We start from the raw sequence: 20,856 nt of genomic DNA on the forward strand, positions 1-20,856 counted from the left end.
GTGGGTTTTTACCCTCACCCTAACCCTCTCCCTAAAAGGGAGAGGGAATAAACCTGTTCCCGCACCTGTTTTCTCCCTCGCCCCCTTGGGGAGAGGGCCGGGGTGAGGGGATTTATTAGTTTTTGGATACTTTGCTATCTAAAGGATTTTTAGCCAGGAAATCTGCGCACTCTGTCGTCAAACGATCGACACGCTTCAACGTCATCCCGGCATATTCCAGCGTGTCGCCGCTCAGCTCAATATCGTAAATTTCACGTTTAACGGTGACGTTGCGCAGATCGCCAGACAAATGCGTCAGCTTACCCGGTACCCCAATCACCCGCTGCCACTGGCGGCAATCCAGCGTATCGCCCTGCGGCGTGACCACCAGCGAAGCAATCGCCTCCGGGCTAACCAGCTCGCTCTGCGGCCCGCTGGACTGCCAGTAGCCCGCCATGCCCGCTGGCGCTTCAGTACGCACTACTTGCTTATAATCTCTGACCTCGGTGCAGCCGCTCAGTGCCACCAGCGCCGCCAATACTAAAAGCTTCTTCATCGTCTATCCTGACTGCGGAGAAAAAATAATTCTGGCATTAAAGCCCGATGCCTGCCAGCAATTCCGCCTGGGGCACAAAAATTGATCCAGATTGTTTTTTCGTCTTTTCAGCCTGTTAAGCCCAAAAGATGGGCGTATGATTGCGCCTTCTTTAGCCCTTCGCGGCACGTTCTTCTGAGTTCAGAGGCGAAAACAATGACCTGGCACTCCTTTAAACACCAATACCTGGTAACCTTCTGGAAACCGATGCCCGCGGTGATCGCGGCCGGGATCCTCTCCACCTATTACTTTGGCATCACCGGCACCTTCTGGGCCGTGACCGGCGAATTCACCCGCTGGGGCGGTCAGCTCCTGCAGCTGATGGGCATTCACGCTGAAGAATGGGGTTACTACAAGCTGATTCATCTCGACGGCAGCCCGCTGACCCGCATTGACGGCATGATGATCATCGGCATGTTTGGCGGCTGTTTTGCCGCCGCGCTGTGGGCCAATAACGTCAAGCTTCGCCTGCCCCAGCACCGCATTCGCATCATTCAGGCCGTGCTCGGTGGGATTATTGCTGGCTTCGGCGCACGACTGGCAATGGGCTGTAACCTTGCGGCATTTTTTACCGGTATCCCACAGTTTTCGCTGCACGCCTGGTTCTTCGCCCTTGCCACCGCCATCGGCTGCTGGTTTGGCGCGCGCTTCACGCTGCTGCCGATATTCCGCATTCCGGTCAAACTGCAAAAAGTCTCCGCTGCCTCCCCACTCACCCAGCAGCCGGATCGCGCTAAGCGCCGCTTCCGCATGGGGATGCTGGTGTTTATCGGCATGCTCGGCTGGGGTGGTTTGACCGCCATAAACCAGCCGAAACTGGGGCTGGCGATGCTGTTTGGTGTCGGCTTTGGCCTGCTGATCGAACGCGCGCAGATCTGCTTCACCTCCGCCTTCCGCGACATGTGGATCACCGGCCGCACCCACATGGCCAAAGCGATTATTCTGGGCATGGCGGTCAGCGCCATTGGCATCTTTAGCTATGTGCAGCTTGGCGTAGAAGCCAAAATTATGTGGGCGGGGCCAAACGCCGTTATCGGCGGGCTGCTATTTGGCTTTGGCATCGTGCTGGCCGGGGGCTGTGAAACGGGCTGGATGTACCGCGCGGTTGAAGGCCAGGTACACTACTGGTGGGTCGGCCTTGGCAACGTGATTGGCTCTACGCTATTAGCCTGGTTCTGGGATGATATTTCCCCGGCGCTGGCCACCAGCTGGGACAAAGTCAACCTGCTGAATACCTTTGGGCCGCTGGGCGGGCTGCTGGTGACCTACCTGATGCTGCTTGCCGCTTATTTGCTGATCGTCGGCTGGGAAAAACGCTTCTTTCGCCGTAAAAACCAGGCTATCGGCACCACAACAGGAGAAACCGCATGAGTCAGAACATTGTCCCGGATTACCGACTGGACATGGTAGGTGAGCCCTGCCCTTACCCGGCTGTTGCCACGCTGGAGGCAATGCCGCAGCTGAAAAAAGGCGAGATCCTGGAAGTCGTCAGCGACTGCCCGCAGTCCATCAATAATATCCCGCTGGACGCCAAAAACCACGGCTACACGGTGCTGGATATTCAGCAGGATGGCCCCACCATTCGCTATCTTATTCAGCGTTAATCATGAAAGGGGCAAAACTGCCCCTTTTATCAACGAACCGGTTTTACCCAGGCCCCAGAGTCCAGCAGGAAACGTTCTGCGCTGGCAATTTTCTGTACTGCCCTGTCTCCGTGCTTAGCCACCAGCATCGCCAGTAAACATTCGGCAATGCCCATTGCCGACACCACGGAAGGAAAGAACGACGGGCTGTGCGCAGAGAAATAAAGCGTGCTGGCGGCATGTTCCGCGAGTGGTGAGAGTGGAGAGTCAGTCAGCGCGACGATTTTACTCCCGGCCTGCCTGGCCGCACCCAGCACGTCAAGGGACTCACGCGAATACGGTGCGAAACCAATCATCAGCACCACATCTTTCGGCGTCAGTTCACGAGTGAAAATTTCGTAATTACTCGCCTGACCATCGATGAGCGACACGTTCTTATTAAACAGGCGATAGATATAAAACAGCGTGTAGGCCACCGAATAGCTGGCGCGGAAACCACAGACATAAACATGTTCGGCCGCATCCAGGACGTCAACAGCCTTCTCCATCGCCTCGGGATTTTCGGCCTCAGTGTGGGAAAGATTCACCGCATGGGCGTCAAACACTTCCTGATAGAGTGACGCCGTACTGCCCTTGTCCACCAGCTTCTCCGCCCTTGCCTGATGGGTTTCATTATTCAGGCCAAACTCCTGAATAACGTCGGTTTTGAACTCTCCCCAGCCGACATAGCCCAGGCGCTGGGCCAGACGCAGCAGCGTAGCGGGCTTGACGCCAATGCGTGCAGCAAACGCCCGCATTGAAAGCGCGATTAAGTCCTTCATGTTATGCAGGCTTAACTCTGCGGCCCGCTGCAGCTCGGGGGTTAATGTCTCGTAATGCTGTTCTAGCTTTTGTTGCGGGGTCATAGGCTGACAGGACGCTCCCATATAGACCGGAAATCCCTTCCGGTTTCTTGACGGTATCGTCCTGATAGTGCAGTGAAATGACTTTAGACGTCAAATGAATGCAGATACCACACTGATATTATTGATAAAAATGATACATCTCTCAACAAACTGGGAGATAAGTCTCATATATACGCGCAATAATCAGCATCAGCGCGACGCAAAGCCCCATGATGCTGAATGCCGCAAACAGGAAAATGAGATAAAAGCGCATCGCTCCCCCTGAGAAAGAAAAAGCCCCATAAGGAGCTTTTGAATACAGCAAGATTTACCACTGCAGAGACGCACCGGCACCCACGACAAAGTTTTGCTGTGAGTCATTCGAGACGGATGCTTTCACCACAGTATTTGCCGTTGCACGAGCGGAGAATCCTACCGCAAGTGCGTTCTCTCCGTCAGTGGTGCCCACCCCGGCGCCGACGGAAAACGTTGCGCCCTGGGTTACCTGTGGGATGTTAGCCATCGCCGCAACGCCAGCGATCCCCGCGGAGGCACGTTGACGGTTTTCATCAACCTGATCTTTTAAGTGGTTAAAGCTACTGCTGCTGACGGTATTTGCTTCCAGTGCACCAAGGCGAGACTCATGATCGGCCAGCTCAGCAGTATTCTCAGCCATCGCCTGGTTAGTGGCCTCCAGCGCGGCTTTGTTCGCTTCGGTATTTGCCGTAGCCGCATTGATTCTGGATTGAGCGTAACTGTCATTGTCGTTGATTCGGTTGTTTAGAATATTAATTGACTCATTTTGTCTTTCATTCATTGCCGCACCATTAACCAACGCTTTGTAAATCGTGTCGTTGTCTAAATCAGCCGCATAAACCGCGCCCGCAATATGTGTTACCAGTCCGACACCAACCATTAATACCAGCATTGCCTTTTTCATCTTAAAAACCTACTATATATTCGCTTGTGAAGATTTAGTAAAATCCGATCAAATCGATAGTTAACCGGCTGCAACCGGTTAACTATCACCTCAATAATTTATTAAGCACCATCACTCTTCTTTATTTAATACGTTACTCCCTCAATAGTTTCGCCAGAAATCAAATAAGCTTCATCGACTTTCTTTAACCCTCGCCTTTTCTCCCACCCCATGAGGCGCGCACCCAACAGCCCAGCATGACGTTCAGCCGTCACGCTGTGATTTGTTCAATTAACGATATACTTATGGTCGGCTGTTCATTTTTCCTGATGCAATACGAGTCTGTTCGCATATCACCCAGAAAAATAAAATAATAATATTGTGTGACAATTCCGGTGCTGAATATGCAATGCCCGGCGGTGAAAAAGATTGATCTGCGTCATGCCATTTAGCATTCATTGAGCATGAAACAAGAAAATTCTTAATGCCTTTCGTATGAAATATTTGATTGTTAATTGAATATTATAAAAAGGTTTAGCGTGCGGAATAATACAGAATTGAAATAAGAATGATTATTAATCGTGCTTATTATATGCAAATAAAAGGCCTGTCGCAGACAGACCTTTTACCCACTAAAACCGTGCTGGTGTCACTACACCTGCATGTTCATCACTTCCTGGTAGGCAGCAACCAGCTTGTTACGCACCTGAATGCCCATCGCCAGCGAAACGGAAGATTTCTGCAGATCCACCATCACATCATTCAGCGCGACGCCCGGCGTACCGAGAGCAAATTTCTCCGCCTGGACACGCGCGGTGTTAGAGGTCTCGCTTATCCGCCCTAAAGCGGCCTGCAGCTCTCCAGCAAAGCTCACCGTTGGCGCAGCAGCCGACGCGGCAGGATTGGTGGCCGACAGCGCGGTCGCCTGAAGTTGTTGTAGTACGCCTTCGATACCCTGAATTGCCATTTTCTCGCCTCACATTGATTAAGCGAGTGAAGATTACCACCCTGTCAATAGGATAAAGGCGTTAAATAGACGTAAAAAATAGAGCTAATTCAGCCATCGAAATTTCCTGAAACGAAAATAATGACACTGCCATCCATATGGAACTTTTGTCGTGTTTGTCGACCCGGGAGTCAGTCTTGTTCACTCATTACTCTAAAAATTCTGTCAACGCTAAGCCGCGAGGTGTGGAATGACCACTGCTGCTCAGGCGCAAACGCCGCAAAACAAGACACTTGAGTGGTTAAATCGCCTTCGCGCTAATCCAAGGATCCCGCTGATTGTGGGCGGCTCCGCCGCCGTTGCCGTGCTGGTGGCCCTGGTACTTTGGGCAAAATCTCCTGATTACCGCGTGCTTTACAGCAACCTCGCCGATCAGGACGGAGGCGCGATTGTTACCCAGCTTCAACAAATGAATATCCCCTACCGTTTCTCAGACAACGGTAGCGCCATCATGGTCCCGGCAGACAACGTCTATGACCTGCGTCTGCGTCTGGCTCAGCAGGGTCTGCCTAAGGGCGGCGCCGTCGGCTTCGAACTTCTGGATCAGGAAAAATTTGGTATCAGTCAGTTTAGCGAGCAGGTGAACTACCAGCGTGCGCTGGAAGGCGAACTGGCCCGCACCATTGAAACACTAGGCCCGGTGAAGAACGCCCGCGTACACCTCGCCATGCCAAAACCATCCCTGTTTGTTCGTGAACAAAAATCCCCTTCCGCTTCCGTTACCCTTAGCCTTGAGCCTGGCCGCGCGCTGGATGAAGGGCAAATCAATGCCGTCGTGCATATGGTTTCCAGCGCCGTGGCTGGCTTACCGCCGGGTAACGTCACGCTGGTTGACCAGGGTGGTCATCTGCTGACGCAGTCCAACAATGCAGGCCGCGACCTTAACGATGCCCAGCTCAAATACGCCACTGACGTAGAAAGTCGCTACCAGCGCCGCATTGAATCTATTCTTGGCCCGATTGTGGGCAACGGGAACGTGCACGCTCAGGTCACCGCGCAGATTGATTTTGCCAACAAAGAACAAACCGAAGAGCAGTATCACCCTAATGGCGATCCGGCCCAGACCGCTATCCGTTCTCGCCAGTTGAACCAGACCTCTCAGGTCAACGGCCAGTTCCCGGGTGGCGTGCCAGGTGCACTTTCCAACCAACCAGCTCCGGCTAACACGGCACCGATTTCGACGCCGCCGCAGAACAACCAGGCTAACCAGCAGGCCAACAACGGCCAGCAGAACCAGACCAGCACCACCAGCCAGAACGGCAGCAGCAACACTTCGCGTGACGAAACCACCAACTATGAAGTGGACCGTACCATCCGTCACACCAAGCTGAACGTCGGGGATGTTCAGCGTCTGTCTGTTGCCGTAGTCGTGAACTATCGCCAACTGGCCGACGGGAAACCTCTGCCGCTCACCGCCGACCAGATGAAGCAGATCGAGAACCTGACGCGTGAAGCGATGGGCTATTCCGAAGCGCGTGGTGACACCCTGAACGTGGTGAACTCGCAGTTTACCGCCACCGAGGACGACACCGGCAGCAGCCTGCCATTCTGGAAGTCTCCGGCCTTCTTCGACATGCTGCTCTCTGCGGGACGCTGGCTGATTGTGCTGATTGTAGCCTGGGTGCTGTGGCGTAAGGCGATTCGTCCGCAGCTCACTCGCCGCGCGGAAATTCTGAAAGCCGCCAGCGAAGAGAAAGAGAACCGTAAAGCCGAAGAACAAGCCGTCGCCGTGTCGCTTAGCCGTGATGAACAGCAACAGCAGCGTAAAGCTAACCAGCGCCTGAGCGCCGAAGTCATGAGTCAGCGTATTCGTGATATGTCCGACAACGATCCTCGCGTAGTTGCGCTGGTGATCCGCCAATGGATGAGTACTGAAATATGAGTATTACCGGAACCGAAAAGAGCGCCATCCTGCTGATGACCATTGGTGAAGACCGCGCCGCCGAGGTGTTCAAACACCTTAGCCCGCGCGAAGTGCAGCATTTAAGTGCGGCGATGGCGAACACCCATCAAATCTCAAACAAACTGCTGACCGAAGTGCTGGCCGAGTTTGAGCAAGAAGCGGAACAGTTCGCTGCGCTGAGCATCAACGCCAACGACTACCTGCGCACCGTGCTTATCAAAGCGCTGGGCGAAGAGCGTGCCTCCAGCCTGCTGGAAGACATTCTCGAAACCCGCGACACCACCAGCGGCATCGAAACGCTCAACTTCATGGAGCCGCAGAGCGCCGCCGACCTTATTCGCGACGAACACCCGCAGATCATCGCCACCATTCTGGTTCACCTCAAGCGTGGCCAGGCGGCGGATATTCTGGCGCTGTTCGACGAGCGCCTGCGCAACGACGTCATGCTGCGTATCGCCACCTTTGGCGGCGTCCAGCCGGCCGCGCTGGCAGAACTGACCGAAGTACTGAACAACCTGCTCGACGGCCAGAACCTCAAGCGCAGCAAAATGGGCGGCGTGAGAACGGCGGCGGAAATCATCAACCTGATGAAAACCCAGCAGGAAGAAGCTGTTATTACCGCCGTGCGCGACTTCGACGGCGAACTGGCGCAGAAAATTATCGACGAGATGTTCCTGTTCGAAAACCTCGTCGCCGTGGACGACCGCAGTATTCAGCGTCTTCTGCAGGAAGTGGAGTCCGAATCTCTGCTTATCGCCCTCAAAGGTGCAGAGCAGGCGCTGCGCGAGAAGTTCTTGCGCAACATGTCCCAGCGTGCTGCGGACATCCTGCGCGACGACCTTGCCAACCGCGGCCCGGTACGTCTGTCGCAGGTGGAAAACGAACAGAAAGCTATCCTGCTTATCGTGCGTCGCCTGGCGGAGACCGGCGAGATGGTGATCGGCACCAGCGAGGATACCTATGTCTAATACGCTGCCATGGAAACGCTGGACGCCTGAAGATCTCGCCTTCCCTTCGCCGGTGTTCGAAGAGATTGTGATGCCGGAAGCCACAGCTGAGCAGGAAGAGCCGGAAAGCGAGCCGGACCTCCAGCAAACGCTGGCGATGATGCAGGCTCAGGCCCGTGAACAGGGCCACAGCGCGGGCTTTGCCGCCGGGCACGATCAGGGCGTAGAAGAAGGCCGTAAAGCGGGCTTCCAGCAAGGGCTTGAGCAGGGCATCAATGAAGCCCGCCAGCAGCAAGCACCGGTACACGCCCGTATGCAACAGCTGGTGAGCGAATTCCAGTACACGCTGGACGCGCTGGACAGCGTGATCGCCTCCCGCCTGATGCAAATGGCGCTGGAAGCCGCGCGACAGGTCATTGGCCAGACGCCTGCCGTGGATAACAACGCGCTGATCAAACAGATTCAGGGCCTGCTGATGCAGGAACCGCTGTTTAGTGGCAAACCGCAGCTGCGCGTACACCCGGATGATCTGCAACGGGTGGAAGAGATGCTGGGTGCGACCCTAAGCCTGCACGGCTGGCGTTTGCGCGGTGACCCAAGCCTGCACCAGGGCGGCTGCAAAGTCTCCGCCGATGAAGGCGACCTTGACGCCAGCGTGGCGACCCGCTGGCAAGAGCTTTGCCGTCTGGCCGCGCCGGGAGTGCTCTGATGACCGCGCGCCTGACCCGCTGGCTGAACACGCTCGATAATTTTGAAGCGCGGATGGTCGAACTGCCGTCCGTTCGCCGCTACGGCCGCCTGACCCGTGCCACCGGCCTGGTCCTGGAGGCCACCGGCCTGCAGCTGGCGCTGGGTGCGACCTGCATCATTGAGCAGCACGATCGCGAAGTCGAATGTGAAGTCGTGGGCTTCAACGGCCACAAGCTGTTCCTGATGCCGCTGGAAGAAGTCGAAGGCATTCTGCCCGGCGCCAGGGTTTATGCCCGTTCCGCGACATCCGAAGGTCTGCACAGCGGTAAAAAACTGCCGCTTGGCCCGGCCCTGCTGGGACGCGTGCTTGACGGCAGCGGCCGCCCGCTCGACGGGCTGCCTTCGCCGGATTCCGACCTGATGGGCGCGCTGGGTGCGGCCCCGTTTAACCCGCTCCAGCGTACCGCGATTGAACATGTTCTTGACGTCGGCGTTCGCCCGATTAACGCCCTGCTGACGGTGGGTCGCGGGCAGCGTATGGGCCTGTTTGCAGGCTCCGGCGTCGGTAAAAGCGTCCTGCTCGGCATGATGGCGCGTTACACCCAGGCAGACGTGATCGTCGTGGGCCTGATTGGCGAGCGTGGTCGCGAAGTAAAAGACTTTATCGAGAACATTCTCGGTGCCGAAGGCCGTGCGCGTTCGGTTGTGATTGCCGCCCCGGCGGACGTTTCTCCGCTGCTGCGTATGCAGGGTGCCGCCTACGCGACAAGAATCGCCGAGGATTTCCGCGATCGCGGCCAGCACGTCCTGCTGATTATGGATTCACTGACGCGCTACGCCATGGCCCAGCGTGAAATCGCCCTCGCCATTGGCGAGCCTCCGGCGACCAAAGGCTATCCGCCTTCGGTCTTTGCCAAGCTTCCGGCGCTGGTTGAGCGTGCGGGGAACGGCATTCACGGCGGCGGCTCAATTACCGCGTTTTATACCGTACTCACCGAAGGCGACGATCAGCAGGACCCGATTGCCGACTCCGCGCGAGCCATTCTTGACGGCCACATTGTGCTGTCGCGCCGCCTGGCAGAAGCGGGCCACTACCCGGCCATCGACATCGAAGCTTCTATCAGCCGTGCCATGACATCGTTGATTACCGAGCAGCATTACGCCCGGGTACGTCGTTTCAAACAGTTGTTATCCAGCTTCCAGCGCAACCGTGATTTGGTGAGCGTGGGGGCTTACGCCAAAGGCAGCGATCCGATGCTCGATAAGGCCATTGAACTGTGGCCGCATCTTGAAGCCTTCCTGCAACAAGGCATTTTTGAACGCGCAAACTGGGAAGAAGCCAGCCTCGCACTGGAGACGCTTTTCCCCACGGTTTGATGAGAGGTGACCATGAACCAAAACAGCGCACTGGATACTTTGCGTGAACTCGCCGCCCAGGAAGTGGAAAAAGCAGCGATTCGTTTAGGGGAGATGCGCCGGGGTTGCCAGCAGGCGGAAGAGCAACTCAACATGCTGATTAACTATCAGTTTGAGTACAGCAACAGCCTGAATGACAACATGAGTCAGGGGATTGCCAGCACGCGCTGGCAGAACTATCAGCAGTTTATACGCACGCTGGAAAAAGCCATCGAACAGCACCGCCAGCAGCTGATGCAGTGGAGCAATAAAGTCGACCAGGCATTAGGCGCGTGGCAGGAAAAACAAAAGCGCCTGCAGGCATGGCAAACCTTGCAGGACAGAAAGGCAGCAGAGCTGTTGCTCGCAGAGAACAGACTCGATCAGAAGCAGATGGACGAATACGCCCAGCGGGCCACATTGAGGAAAGGTGAATGATCACATTGCCAAAAATTCTGTTAAACACCGGGGCCGACACCGCTGCCGCCGGGGATGCAAAAGGCGCGGAAGGCAAAGGCTTCGGTGAAGACTTCCTGACGCTGCTTGGCAAAGCTTTGCCGGGTAATGTCGCTTTGGAGGACGGCAAATCGCTGCCTCTGGGCACGGCGTTAAGCAAAGTTGCCGCGGCCAATGCGGCAAAAGGTGATAGCAAAGACGGCCAGGCGGCCCTGACTGAGCTGTTAAACTCGCCGGAGCAACCTGAAGCACTTTCCGCCCTGCTCGCCTCCCTCGGCAAAACAGAAACGACTGATAAGCCCGATGCAGCGCTGAAAGACGCCAAAACCGATAAGCCGCTGAGTGATGCAGAGCTACAAACGCTGAGTGCACTGTTCGCCATGCTGCCTCAGCCTGTCACCGCTGCGCAGGGCGTGACGCTGCCTAAAGCCGCAACCGATACGGCATCGCTGTCCGCCCTGACCTCCGCGGCCGGCACGACTACCGGTAAAAACACCGTGGACAGCCTGCTGCCTACTGACAACGGCGGCAAGAAAGCCGCACCGGCGGGGGCAACGCTTGCAGACAGTAAATCTGTTGCCGCCAACGCCCCAGCTGTAACCCAGCCGCAGGGGGATGACAAAGCGCAACTGGTTGCTAACAACACGCCAGACAGTCGCGACAACGCGGCTCCACAGGCAAATAACACCGCCCCTGTTACCGCCCAGATAACCCCGGCCATTAGCAGCGCCACCGTGGCAACCCCAACGACAACGCATATCGCCACGCCGACGGCACCGATGATCAGCGCCCAGCTGGGCAGCCACGAGTGGCAACAGCAGATTTCTCAGCACGTTACGTTGTTTACCCGCCAGGGCCAGCACAGCGCCGAGCTGAGATTGCACCCGGAAGATCTCGGTCAGGTGCAAATTAGTCTAAAACTAGAAGATAACCAGGCACAGCTGCAAATGATGTCCCCGCACAGTCACGTGCGGGCTGCGCTTGAAGCAGCGTTGCCTTCACTGCGTACTGCGCTGGCTGAAAGCGGCATCCAGCTTGGCCAGAGCAACATCAGCAGCGAAAGCTTCGCTCAGCAGCAGTCCGGCCAGCAGCAACAGCAGCAAAGCGCCCGCAGCGGGGAGCGTTTCTCCCTGAGCGGTAACGACGCAGAACCGCTGCCGGTGGCCGATAGCCTGCAGCGCCTGGCAAGCAGCAACGGCGCGGTGGATATCTTCGCCTGAGCCCCGTTAAAGGGTAAACGCCAGAGCTAGCGACAATAAACGTGTGTTTTCCGGGCTTTGACCGCCCGGAGACACGGGATAATTGCTATTCAGCAGTACCGATACAGGAATAAAGCGTTCAATGACTGATACCGCTATCACGAAAGGCCGTAAGCGCGCCATCTGGGTGCCGATACTGGTTCTTATCACACTCGCCGCGTGCGCCACCGCAGGCTACAGCTACTGGCGCATGCAGCAAACGCCAGCCACAGCCCAGGCTAAAGCGCCTGAGCCACCGCCTGCGCCTGTGTTCTTCGCTCTGGATACGTTTACCGTCAATCTGGGTGATGCGGATCGCGTGCTGTACATTGGCGTCACGCTGCGTTTAAAAGATGAAGCGACCCGTCAGCGTCTGAGCGAATTCCTGCCGGAAGTCCGCAGCCGTCTGTTGCTGCTGTTCTCTCGCCAGGACGCCAATCAGCTTGCCACCGATGCCGGCAAGCAGAAGCTGGTGGAAGCGATTAAAACTACTCTGGCGCCGCCTCTGGTCGCCGGGCAACCTCAACAGGTAGTCAGCGACGTGCTGTATACCGCCTTTATTTTGCGGTAAGTCCATGGGCGACAGTATTCTTTCTCAGGCCGAAATCGATGCGCTGTTAAACGGCGACAGTGAGAATAACGACGAGCCGAAGGCCAGGGCACCGGGCGAATCCGATATTCGTCCCTATGACCCTAATACCCAGCGTCGCGTCGTGCGTGAGCGCCTGCAGGCGCTGGAAATTATTAACGAGCGTTTTTCTCGTCAGTTCCGTATGGGGCTGTTTAACCTGCTGCGTCGTAGCCCGGACATCACCGTCGGGGCCATCCGTATCCAGCCTTATCATGAGTTTGCCCGCAACCTGCCGGTGCCAACTAACCTGAACCTGATTCACCTGAAACCGCTGCGCGGCACCGGGCTGTTCGTGTTTTCACCCAGCCTTGTGTTTATTGCGGTAGACAACCTGTTTGGCGGAGATGGCCGCTTCCCAACAAAAGTGGAAGGCCGGGAATTTACCCACACCGAACAGCGCGTGATCAACCGTATGCTGAAACTGGCGCTGGAATCCTACAGCGATGCGTGGAAGGCGATTTATCCGCTGGACGTGGAATACGTTCGTTCGGAGATGCAGGTCAAATTTACCAATATCACCACGTCGCCTAACGACATCGTGGTTAACACCCCGTTCCACGTCGAAATTGGCAACCTGACCGGTGAGTTCAACATCTGTCTGCCGTTCAGCATGATTGAACCGCTGCGCGAGCTGCTGGTGAACCCTCCGCTGGAGAACTCCCGTCAGGAAGATCAAAGCTGGCGCGACACCCTGGTGCGCCAGGTGCAGCATTCCGAGCTGGAATTGGTGGCGAATTTCGCCGATATCCCGCTGCGGTTGTCCCAAATCCTAAAACTGAAACCTGGCGATGTGCTGCCCATCGAAAAGCCAGATCGTATTATCGCGCACGTAGACGGCGTACCGGTTCTGACCAGTCAGTACGGTACGATCAACGGCCAGTATGCCCTGCGCGTAGAACATTTGATCAACCCGATATTGAATTCGCTGAATGAGGAACAGCCCAAATGAGTGATATTAATCAACCGTCCGATGACAATGCAGGCTCAGTGGACGATCTGTGGGCTGATGCGTTAAACGAGCAGAAAAGTTCCGGGAAAAGTACCGCGGATAACGTATTCCGTGCGCTGGAAGGTAATGATATTGCCGGCAACGTGCAGGATATCGACCTGATCATGGACATTCCGGTCAAGCTGACCGTTGAACTGGGCCGTACCCGCATGACCATCAAAGAGCTGCTGCGTCTGACGCAGGGTTCCGTGGTCGCGCTTGACGGGCTGGCCGGTGAGCCGCTGGATATTCTGATCAACGGTTACCTGATTGCTCAGGGTGAAGTGGTGGTTGTCGCCGACAAATACGGCGTGCGTATTACCGACATCATCACTCCATCAGAACGTATGCGTCGCCTGAGCCGCTAAATGACAACCCAGGCCACCGTCACTCAGCCGAGCGTCAACGCCAGCTCACCGCTCGTTCAGGTGAGCGGCGCCCTGGCTGGCATTGTTATTTTTATTCTGGTGGCCGCCTGGCTGGCAAAGCGCTTTGGGTTTCACGGCGCGGGCGTCGGCGTAAAGAAGTCGCTGAACATTAGCGCCAGCGTAAGCGTAGGCCCGCGCGAGCGTGTGGTCGTAGTCGACGTCGAGGATGCCCGCCTGGTCCTCGGTGTCACCGCCAGTCAAATCACGCACCTGCACACGCTGCCTCCGGCGCCGGTCACGGAGACGGTTGAAAAATCGCCTGCCCCTGCCGATTTCCAGAAACTGATGAAGAACCTGCTTAAACGTAACGGGAAAGATTGATGAAACGTTTGCTGACGCTCTCGTTACCGGGCCTATTTTTGCTCCTCCCTGCGGCCGCCTTTGCACAATTACCGGGCCTGATAAGCCAGCCCCTCGCCAACGGCGGGCAGAGCTGGTCCTTGCCGGTGCAGACGCTGGTCTTTATTACCTCTCTGACCTTCCTGCCGGCCATTTTGCTGATGATGACCAGCTTTACGCGCATCATTATCGTTTTTGGCCTGCTGCGTAATGCCCTCGGCACGCCGTCCGCCCCGCCTAACCAGGTGCTGGTTGGCCTGGCGCTGTTTTTGACCTTTTTCATTATGTCGCCGGTGTTCGACAAGATTTATACCGACGCCTACCAGCCCTTTAGCGAAGACAAGATCTCGATGGAAGTGGCGATGGATAAAGGCGCTCAGCCGCTGCGCGAATTTATGCTACGCCAGACACGTGAAGCCGATCTGGCCCTGTTTGCGCGCCTGGCGAATACTCAGCCGCTGCAGGGGCCGGAAGCCGTGCCGATGCGCATCCTGCTGCCGGCCTATGTCACCAGCGAGTTGAAAACCGCATTCCAGATTGGTTTTACCGTATTTATCCCGTTCCTGATTATCGACCTCGTGATCGCCAGCGTCCTGATGGCGCTCGGGATGATGATGGTTCCCCCCGCGACAATTGCCCTGCCCTTTAAGCTGATGCTTTTCGTGCTGGTCGACGGCTGGCAGCTGTTGGTGGGTTCATTGGCGCAAAGTTTTTACAGCTAGCGGAGAAAGAAAATGACGCCAGAATCGGTCATGATGATGGGCACCGAAGCGATGAAGGTGGCCCTTGCCCTTGCGGCCCCGCTGCTGCTGGTTGCGCTAATAAGCGGTCTGGTCATTAGCCTGCTGCAGGCGGCGACGCAGATCAACGAAATGACGCTGTCGTTTATTCCAAAAATTCTGGCCGTGTTTGTGACCATCGTCGTTGCCGGGCCGTGGATGCTTAACCTGCTGCTGGATTACATGCGTTCCCTGCTGACCAATCTGCCGAACACGATTGGATGATCCACGTTGACAGCACCCAGTGGCTTAACTGGCTGAGCCTCTATTTTTGGCCATTGCTGCGCGTGTTGGCGCTGATCATGACCGCCCCCATTCTGAGCGAGCGGTCGATTCCGAAACGGGTCAAGCTCGGGCTGGGGCTGATGATCACTTTCATCATCGCCCCTTCTCTACCGGCAACCGGAGTGACAATCTTTTCCGCCGCCGGTTTCTGGCTGGCAATACAACAAATTCTTATCGGTGTCGCGCTGGGCTTTACGATGCAGTTCGCGTTTGCTGCCGTGCGTACCGCCGGAGAAATTGTGGGCCTGCAGATGGGGCTTTCTTTCGCGACCTTCTTCGATCCCGGCAGCCGCCTCAATATGCCGGTACTGGCCCGTTTTCTTGATATTCTGGCGATGCTGCTGTTTCTGACCTTTAACGGCCATTTATGGCTGATTTCGATGCTGGTCGATACTTTTCATACCCTGCCCATCGGCGGCGACCCGATCAACAGTAACGCCTTTATGGCGCTGACCCGGGCGGGCGGCCTGATTTTTCTCAATGGCCTGATGCTGGCGCTGCCGTTAATCACTTTGTTACTGACGCTTAACATTGCGCTGGGTCTGTTAAACCGCATGGCACCCCAGCTATCGGTATTTGTTATCGGTTTCCCGGTTACCCTGTCTATCGGCATGCTCATTTTCATGGTAATGATGCCGCTTATCGCCCCCTTTACCGAGCATTTATTCGGCGAGATTTTTGATCTGCTCGCGGATATAGTCAGTGAAATCCCCGCAAATTAATATCCATAACTTTTATAATGTCTCTCTGAGGATATTCCTAAAAAAAAATGTTAATAACATCCGCCAAGATATATCTGGCGCGGAATATAAGTTTTTACCTTGCTCACATTACGCAACATTCACTTTACTTTAAGAACATTCCTGGCAAATTATAGGCAACTTTCCGGGATAGTGATTTCGCCTTTTAAATTATTAATAATGGTTACCCATAAATAATTAGAACTGCGGAAAATGCGGCGGATTGGCTTTGCTCTGGGACTGACATTGTCACTCACGGTCAAAACCAGTACAGCTTTCAATCTGCGCTCCTGATTATTACGGGTATAACGCGCTTAGTGAGGGTTTGCTATGTCAACGATTATTATGGACTTATGCAGCTATACCCGGCTGGGGCTTGTCGGCTACTTAGCCAGCCGCGGGGTTAGAAAACGGCATATTGCAGATGTAGAAACGGTAGAACAGCTGGCACAGGCATGCCAGTCGCAGGCACCCAGCGTGGTGTTTATTAACGAAGACTGTTTTATTCATGACCCGGAAAGCAGTCAGCGAATTAAGCAGATCATTAATCAACATCCAGGGACGCTATTTTTAGTCTTTATGGCGATTGCTAATATTCACTTTGATGAATATCTTCTGGTCAGAGAAAATCTGCTGATCAGCTCGAAATCCATCAAGCCGGAATCTTTAGACGATATTTTATCGGAATACTTAGCAAAAAATGCACAATGTATTGGACATATTAATTTGCCGACACTTTCTCTTAGTCGCACAGAGTCCAGCATGCTTAAAATGTGGATGTCAGGACAGGGAACGATTCAAATCTCCGATCAAATGAACATCAAGGCAAAAACTGTTTCGTCGCATAAAGGAAATATAAAACGCAAAATCAAGACCCATAACAAGCAGGTGATATATCATGTAGTTCGTCTCACCGACAACGTCACCAACGGTATTTTTGTTAACCTCCGGTAGCTGACTTACGCTGCACCCTACGCCGCTTTGGCCGCAGTATTTAATCTCTGACGCCCGTCAGAGATTAAATACAAGTTAAACGACGCTCTTTTTCGTAACAAAACCGCAACCTTTGCCAAAAAAAGCAGATAAATCTCACTAGACTTACGCCTTACCATTATTCATGGAGAGATTTGTTGCTATGGTAGCCGTTATTATTCTTGGCATTTTTATTATCAGCGTCTTCTACGCCCACTCCCGCGGCGTCGAAAAACAGAAGTTTTCGCGTCAGCTTTTTGACCACTCGACCTTTATGGCTCCGGTCAATATGTTCATGACGCGTTTCTCGCGTCTACCGCCTGAACAGCCCTATTTCCCGACCAGCGACTTCCCGGAACTGCAAAAGCTGACGGACAACTGGGAAGTCATTCGTGAAGAAGCGCTGCGCCTGCAGGGCCACATCAAAGCGGCAGAAAGCCACAACGATGCCGGATTTAATACGTTCTTCAAGCGGGGCTGGAAGCGTTTTTATCTGAAGTGGTACAGCGACGCGCACCCGTCCGCGCATGAGCTTTGCCCAATCACCACTAAGCTGGTCAGCGAAATTCCGTCCGTTAAGGCGGCGATGTTCGCCGAACTCCCCGCAGGATCATACCTGGGCAAGCACCGTGACCCGTATGCCGGATCTGTGCGTTACCATCTTGGCCTTGCCACGCCCAACGACGATCGCTGTTTTATTGAAGTCGACCGGCAACGCCACAGCTGGCGCGATGGTGAGGCCGTGATTTTTGACGAAACGTATGTGCACTGGGCAGAAAACAAAAGCGAACAGACCCGTATCATTCTGTTCTGCGATATTGAGCGACCGATGAAGTGGCGCTGGGCGCAGGCCATTAATCACTGGGTAGGCACCACGCTGATGTCCGCCGCCAGTTCGCCAAACAGCGACAGCGACCGTACCGGCGGGCTGAATCGCATCTTCAAGTATGTTCACGCGCTTCGTGACAAAGGGCAAAACCTGAAGAAACGAAACCGGAAGGTGTATTACGCGATGAAATATTCGGTGATTACGCTGATTTTTGCGGCGGTGATTGTGCCAAGCGTGGTGTAGAAGGTTGCCCCCTCACCCTAACCCTCTCCCCTCGGGGGAGAGGGGACTATCCAGAGCAAGACTGTTAGATTTTTCCCCTCACCCTAACCCTCTCCCCTTGGGGGAGAGGGGACTATCCAGAGCAAGACTGTTAGATTTTCCCCTCTCCCTCCTGGAGAGGGACAGCCCGGTGTTCATCTGTTAGATTTTCCCCCTCTCCCTTCCAGGGAGAGGGCCGGGGTGAGGGTCAAACCCCAAAAACCTACTCCTCACTCTCCACAAAAATCCCGTCCGGATGGCCTGACTCATTAAAGAACCAAATCCCCAGCGGATAATCCTCCAGCGACACAAGATACATTGTACCTTCGTTAAACGGCTCCACCGCCAGGACTACGCCCGAACGTCGCGGGCCGCCATCGGTCTTCACGGTCACCCGATCATTGATTTTCATGGTTATTTCCTCCAGAGACATTGTTTGCCATTGTAGATCAAAAACCCGTTGAATGCCCTTACTCCGGGCTGGCTGGCACATTATCTGGAACGACTATACTTAAGGGTGGTAGTCAGCGAGGGTAAAGTGATGAAGACCGTGAAAATCAGCGGCAGCGCGGCGCATCAGACAACGGATGTGGATGTTGACGCACTGCTTGCCGCCATCAACGAAATTAGCGAAAGCGATATCCGACACGCCAGCAGCGAGGAACACCCGCAGCGAGTGAGCGTGGATGGGCGAGACTGGCATAGCTATAAGGAACTGGCGGATGCCTTTGAACTGGATATTCGGGATTTTAGCGTGAATGAAATTAACCGCTAAGAAAAGCATCCCGGCCGGGGAGCCGGGATGAAAACTTGCTGAAGCAAGAAGCACTTGAAATTCGTTACATCAGGAAATCTGATGTGTTCACCACATTACCTTAAATTTTATTGAATACAAGGATATATTCTTTTCAAGAATGCCTGCAGCCGTACCTATTGACGCAGCGAATTTGATTCCAATGCCTTGTTAAATCGTTTTTTTAAACCGACGGCCCGCAGCACAAGGCCATTTGAGTGCTGAATAAATTAAGATTTATCCTAAACTGAGCGTTCTGATTTCGCTTGCCGTATTGGGACGAATGAAAAATAAAATCGCCTCTACCTCTCCCACAGTGTGACAAAAACATTACGCTTGCTTGAGCAAATCCCCTCTTCACCAACCGAATAAAACATCAGCAACGCTTATATGATATAGCGGCCACACCAGACCGGAAAAATCAGTCCTGGGTACAAACCTGGTTGCGGCCATTCTGTTTCGCCTTGTACAACCTTCGGTCCGCAATGGACTGTAGATGCTCAAAATCATAATCATGGCGCTCATGGGCGCAGCTAACCCCGAACGAAGCGCTGATTTTTAGGGCCTGTCCGGCCTGTAAAAGTAGCTCTTTGGTATTGATGCGGTGCCGAATCCGCTCGGCGACAGCGGCCGCCTCAGGAAGCTTCGTCCCCGGCAGCAGCACGCAGAACTCTTCCCCACCCACGCGTCCGGCAACATCCTCTTCCCGAAGGGAGGAAGCAAGTAACGCGGCTGCATGAGATAACACCCTGTCGCCAGCGTGATGTCCGTAGCGATCGTTAATCCCTTTGAAGAAATCGAGATCCATCTGAATGACCGAGAACGGTTTATCCTCGCGCTGGCAGTCCTGCGCCATGCCGTGGGCGATATCGAAGAAGGCTCCGCGATTGTAGAGCCGGGTCAGGGTATCGTAATTTGCGCGCCAGCTTAACGTCTGCTGCAGCGTCAGCATATTGCTGACCAGCTGCCGGATAACCCGCCAGGAGATAAACAGCATCAGCGTAAAGAGCAGCCAGAGTATAGTCAGCACAATGCTGATTCGACCAAACTCCCCCTGCACGCCTTCGCCCAGGGTATGCACTTTGATCAGCACACCGTCAAAGTTCCCAAGCTTCGCCCACGTCACGAAGCGGCTGTCCATTCGCAGCTCGCCCTCTTCTCCGCTTTCCATTGAGCGGGCAATCTCAGCCTGCTGCCTGGCGTTAAACACCGGAGACAGCGGAGCGCTATCAGCCGCGGTGGCAATGAGCGAGAAGTGTTTATCAAACAGCATCACGGTGCCTTCATAACGGTCATGAGAAAGCCCCTGAAGGAATGCATGCATGCCGCTGACAGGAAAATCCATGGCCAGCACGCCGTACCAGCGCTGATTGAGATCCAGCGGCACCGAAGCGGTAATAATCTGCCCATTTGAACTGGCGGGGTTATAGGTATGCGTCCACTGAAGGCCACGGCCGGGGTTGTTTTGCGGCGACTGAGCGCCAAAATACGGCTGGGCAATCAGCCGATAATAGAGCGAAACGATCGCCGGATCGTTTTCCGGCGGCGTACTTGAGAGGAAAAAGCCCGCTCTGGAGGCGTAAAATACGCGCCTTTGCAGATCTCGCTTGTCGTCGGCAAGCTGCATGATGTAGCTGAATTCCAGCGCCGCCTCCAGCTCAGGATAAAGCCAGGCCTCATCCCGGTCGAGCACGTGGCTGTGGCTGACAAACTCGTCGGAAACGCCGTTAATCGGCATCCCGCGATTAAGATCCAGCTTTAATTGCCAGTAAGGCTGCGTTCGCTGGACGGCAAAATCCGCCAGCGCCTGACGTGAAATATCGGTGGAAATAGGAGACTGCAGCGCATAGTGCATGGTGTTGCGGTAAAACAGCAGGTTATCAATGCTGTGCTGCAGCTGCCGGTCCAGCGCGGTGGCGATGTTATCCAGACTGTTGCGCTGGTTAGCAATGTAGGCGGATTCCAGCACCGCCACCTCACGCCAGGTCAGCAGCGTTGAGCAAAGAAACACGACGATAAAACAGAGGTTTACCACCCGCTGCGGTCGTTTATAGCGGCTTAAAAACCGCTCAAATGCATTACCGATCAAGGGGGATACTCCCTGGCCGCGGTTATCAGTTCCTTCCAAAAACCCCGGAAGAATGAAGTCTTTGCAGATTTTGCCACCGCGACAGCGCTTTGTCGAAGTTGGCCCACGCCGTAGGCGTAAAAAAACC

The 20,856-nt window shown here is 54.8% G+C and carries 24 protein-coding genes; 18 read left to right on the top strand and 6 right to left on the bottom strand.

Annotation, left to right across the window (positions count from 1 at the left end; translation table 11 throughout):
- Positions 1-115 precede the first annotated feature (115 nt).
- The gene (gene yedD / locus LH23_RS19385; RefSeq protein WP_039294738.1) at positions 116-535 is read right to left on the bottom strand and encodes a lipoprotein YedD; all 420 of its coding nucleotides are present in this window, start codon (positions 533-535) and stop codon (positions 116-118) included.
- Positions 536-730: 195 nt separating this feature from the next.
- Here yedD and yedE point away from each other — a divergent pair, with 195 nt between their 5' ends.
- Together yedE and yedF are read left to right on the top strand one after the other, a co-directional pair.
- Positions 731-1,945 carry a selenium metabolism membrane protein YedE/FdhT gene (yedE, locus tag LH23_RS19390; protein WP_039294741.1) on the top strand — a complete coding sequence of 405 codons (1,215 nt, stop codon included), beginning with the start codon at positions 731-733 and terminating at the stop codon, positions 1,943-1,945.
- Positions 1,942-2,178 (top strand): sulfurtransferase-like selenium metabolism protein YedF, encoded by a 237-nt coding sequence (gene yedF, locus LH23_RS19395; RefSeq protein WP_016537040.1) that lies wholly within the window; start codon positions 1,942-1,944, stop codon positions 2,176-2,178. The genes yedE and yedF overlap by 4 nt, the downstream gene beginning before the upstream one ends.
- Positions 2,179-2,207: 29 nt before the next feature.
- Here yedF and LH23_RS19400 read toward each other — a convergent pair whose 3' ends face one another.
- The 3 genes from LH23_RS19400 to fliE all read right to left on the bottom strand — a co-directional run bounded on the left by LH23_RS19400 (position 2,208) and on the right by fliE (position 4,927).
- Complete coding sequence (locus LH23_RS19400; RefSeq protein ID WP_039294746.1) at positions 2,208-3,062, bottom strand: MurR/RpiR family transcriptional regulator; 855 nt, start codon at positions 3,060-3,062, stop codon at positions 2,208-2,210.
- Positions 3,063-3,369: 307 nt separating this feature from the next.
- The gene (locus tag LH23_RS23135; RefSeq protein ID WP_081946132.1) at positions 3,370-3,981 is read right to left on the bottom strand and encodes a YadA C-terminal domain-containing protein; all 612 of its coding nucleotides are present in this window, start codon (positions 3,979-3,981) and stop codon (positions 3,370-3,372) included.
- 631 nt (positions 3,982-4,612) lie between these two features.
- Positions 4,613-4,927, bottom strand: a complete 315-nt coding sequence (gene fliE / locus LH23_RS19410; protein ID WP_039294749.1) for a flagellar hook-basal body complex protein FliE — start codon at positions 4,925-4,927, stop codon at positions 4,613-4,615.
- Positions 4,928-5,156: 229 nt separating this feature from the next.
- Here fliE and fliF point away from each other — a divergent pair, with 229 nt between their 5' ends.
- The 15 genes from fliF to lpxO all read left to right on the top strand — a co-directional run bounded on the left by fliF (position 5,157) and on the right by lpxO (position 17,829).
- Positions 5,157-6,848 carry a flagellar basal-body MS-ring/collar protein FliF gene (gene fliF / locus LH23_RS19415; protein WP_039294752.1) on the top strand — a complete coding sequence of 564 codons (1,692 nt, stop codon included), beginning with the start codon at positions 5,157-5,159 and terminating at the stop codon, positions 6,846-6,848.
- A complete protein-coding gene (fliG, locus tag LH23_RS19420; RefSeq protein ID WP_008458144.1) occupies positions 6,845-7,837 on the top strand; it encodes a flagellar motor switch protein FliG in 993 nt (330 codons plus the stop codon). The genes fliF and fliG overlap by 4 nt, the downstream gene beginning before the upstream one ends.
- Complete coding sequence (fliH, locus tag LH23_RS19425) at positions 7,830-8,525, top strand: flagellar assembly protein FliH (RefSeq protein WP_039294755.1); 696 nt, start codon at positions 7,830-7,832, stop codon at positions 8,523-8,525. The genes fliG and fliH overlap by 8 nt, the downstream gene beginning before the upstream one ends.
- Positions 8,525-9,883, top strand: coding sequence for a flagellar protein export ATPase FliI (fliI, locus tag LH23_RS19430; RefSeq protein ID WP_039294757.1), 1,359 nt, complete (start codon positions 8,525-8,527; stop codon positions 9,881-9,883). The genes fliH and fliI overlap by 1 nt, the downstream gene beginning before the upstream one ends.
- Before the next feature lie 12 nt (positions 9,884-9,895).
- Positions 9,896-10,339, top strand: a complete 444-nt coding sequence (gene fliJ, locus LH23_RS19435) for a flagellar export protein FliJ (protein ID WP_008458139.1) — start codon at positions 9,896-9,898, stop codon at positions 10,337-10,339.
- A complete protein-coding gene (locus LH23_RS19440; protein WP_039294759.1) occupies positions 10,336-11,577 on the top strand; it encodes a flagellar hook-length control protein FliK in 1,242 nt (413 codons plus the stop codon). The genes fliJ and LH23_RS19440 overlap by 4 nt, the downstream gene beginning before the upstream one ends.
- A 121-nt stretch (positions 11,578-11,698) precedes the next feature.
- Positions 11,699-12,166, top strand: coding sequence for a flagellar basal body-associated protein FliL (gene fliL, locus LH23_RS19445; protein WP_038481606.1), 468 nt, complete (start codon positions 11,699-11,701; stop codon positions 12,164-12,166).
- A gap of 4 nt (positions 12,167-12,170) precedes the next feature.
- Positions 12,171-13,175 carry a flagellar motor switch protein FliM gene (fliM, locus tag LH23_RS19450; RefSeq protein ID WP_039294764.1) on the top strand — a complete coding sequence of 335 codons (1,005 nt, stop codon included), beginning with the start codon at positions 12,171-12,173 and terminating at the stop codon, positions 13,173-13,175.
- The gene (fliN, locus tag LH23_RS19455) at positions 13,172-13,582 is read left to right on the top strand and encodes a flagellar motor switch protein FliN (RefSeq protein ID WP_008458131.1); all 411 of its coding nucleotides are present in this window, start codon (positions 13,172-13,174) and stop codon (positions 13,580-13,582) included. Before fliM ends, fliN begins: the two co-directional genes overlap by 4 nt.
- On the top strand, positions 13,583-13,963 hold the full coding sequence (gene fliO / locus LH23_RS19460) for a flagellar biosynthetic protein FliO (protein WP_039294767.1): 381 nt from the start codon (positions 13,583-13,585) through the stop codon (positions 13,961-13,963). It begins immediately after the preceding gene.
- Positions 13,963-14,703 (top strand): flagellar type III secretion system pore protein FliP, encoded by a 741-nt coding sequence (gene fliP / locus LH23_RS19465; RefSeq protein WP_008458126.1) that lies wholly within the window; start codon positions 13,963-13,965, stop codon positions 14,701-14,703. Before fliO ends, fliP begins: the two co-directional genes overlap by 1 nt.
- A 12-nt stretch (positions 14,704-14,715) precedes the next feature.
- Positions 14,716-14,985: a flagellar biosynthesis protein FliQ gene (gene fliQ / locus LH23_RS19470; RefSeq protein ID WP_039294771.1), complete on the top strand. Its 270-nt coding sequence runs from the start codon at positions 14,716-14,718 to the stop codon at positions 14,983-14,985.
- On the top strand, positions 14,982-15,767 hold the full coding sequence (gene fliR, locus LH23_RS19475) for a flagellar biosynthetic protein FliR (RefSeq protein ID WP_039294774.1): 786 nt from the start codon (positions 14,982-14,984) through the stop codon (positions 15,765-15,767). Before fliQ ends, fliR begins: the two co-directional genes overlap by 4 nt.
- 348 nt (positions 15,768-16,115) lie before the next feature.
- Positions 16,116-16,739 carry a transcriptional regulator RcsA gene (gene rcsA, locus LH23_RS19480; protein ID WP_039294777.1) on the top strand — a complete coding sequence of 208 codons (624 nt, stop codon included), beginning with the start codon at positions 16,116-16,118 and terminating at the stop codon, positions 16,737-16,739.
- A gap of 181 nt (positions 16,740-16,920) precedes the next feature.
- Positions 16,921-17,829 carry a lipid A hydroxylase LpxO gene (gene lpxO, locus LH23_RS19485; protein ID WP_039294779.1) on the top strand — a complete coding sequence of 303 codons (909 nt, stop codon included), beginning with the start codon at positions 16,921-16,923 and terminating at the stop codon, positions 17,827-17,829.
- 241 nt (positions 17,830-18,070) lie between these two features.
- Here lpxO and dsrB read toward each other — a convergent pair whose 3' ends face one another.
- Complete coding sequence (dsrB, locus tag LH23_RS19490; protein WP_039294781.1) at positions 18,071-18,259, bottom strand: protein DsrB; 189 nt, start codon at positions 18,257-18,259, stop codon at positions 18,071-18,073.
- Positions 18,260-18,388: 129 nt separating this feature from the next.
- Between dsrB and yodD the strand changes: the two genes are divergently transcribed.
- Positions 18,389-18,622 carry a YodD family peroxide/acid resistance protein gene (yodD, locus tag LH23_RS19495; RefSeq protein WP_052050363.1) on the top strand — a complete coding sequence of 78 codons (234 nt, stop codon included), beginning with the start codon at positions 18,389-18,391 and terminating at the stop codon, positions 18,620-18,622.
- A gap of 439 nt (positions 18,623-19,061) precedes the next feature.
- Here yodD and dgcQ read toward each other — a convergent pair whose 3' ends face one another.
- Complete coding sequence (gene dgcQ, locus LH23_RS19500) at positions 19,062-20,729, bottom strand: cellulose biosynthesis regulator diguanylate cyclase DgcQ (protein WP_039294783.1); 1,668 nt, start codon at positions 20,727-20,729, stop codon at positions 19,062-19,064.
- Positions 20,730-20,856: the final 127 nt, after the last annotated feature.

It is taken from the genome of Cedecea neteri, from assembly GCF_000758305.1.
GTDB classification, from domain to species: Bacteria; Pseudomonadota; Gammaproteobacteria; order Enterobacterales; family Enterobacteriaceae; genus Cedecea; species Cedecea neteri_C.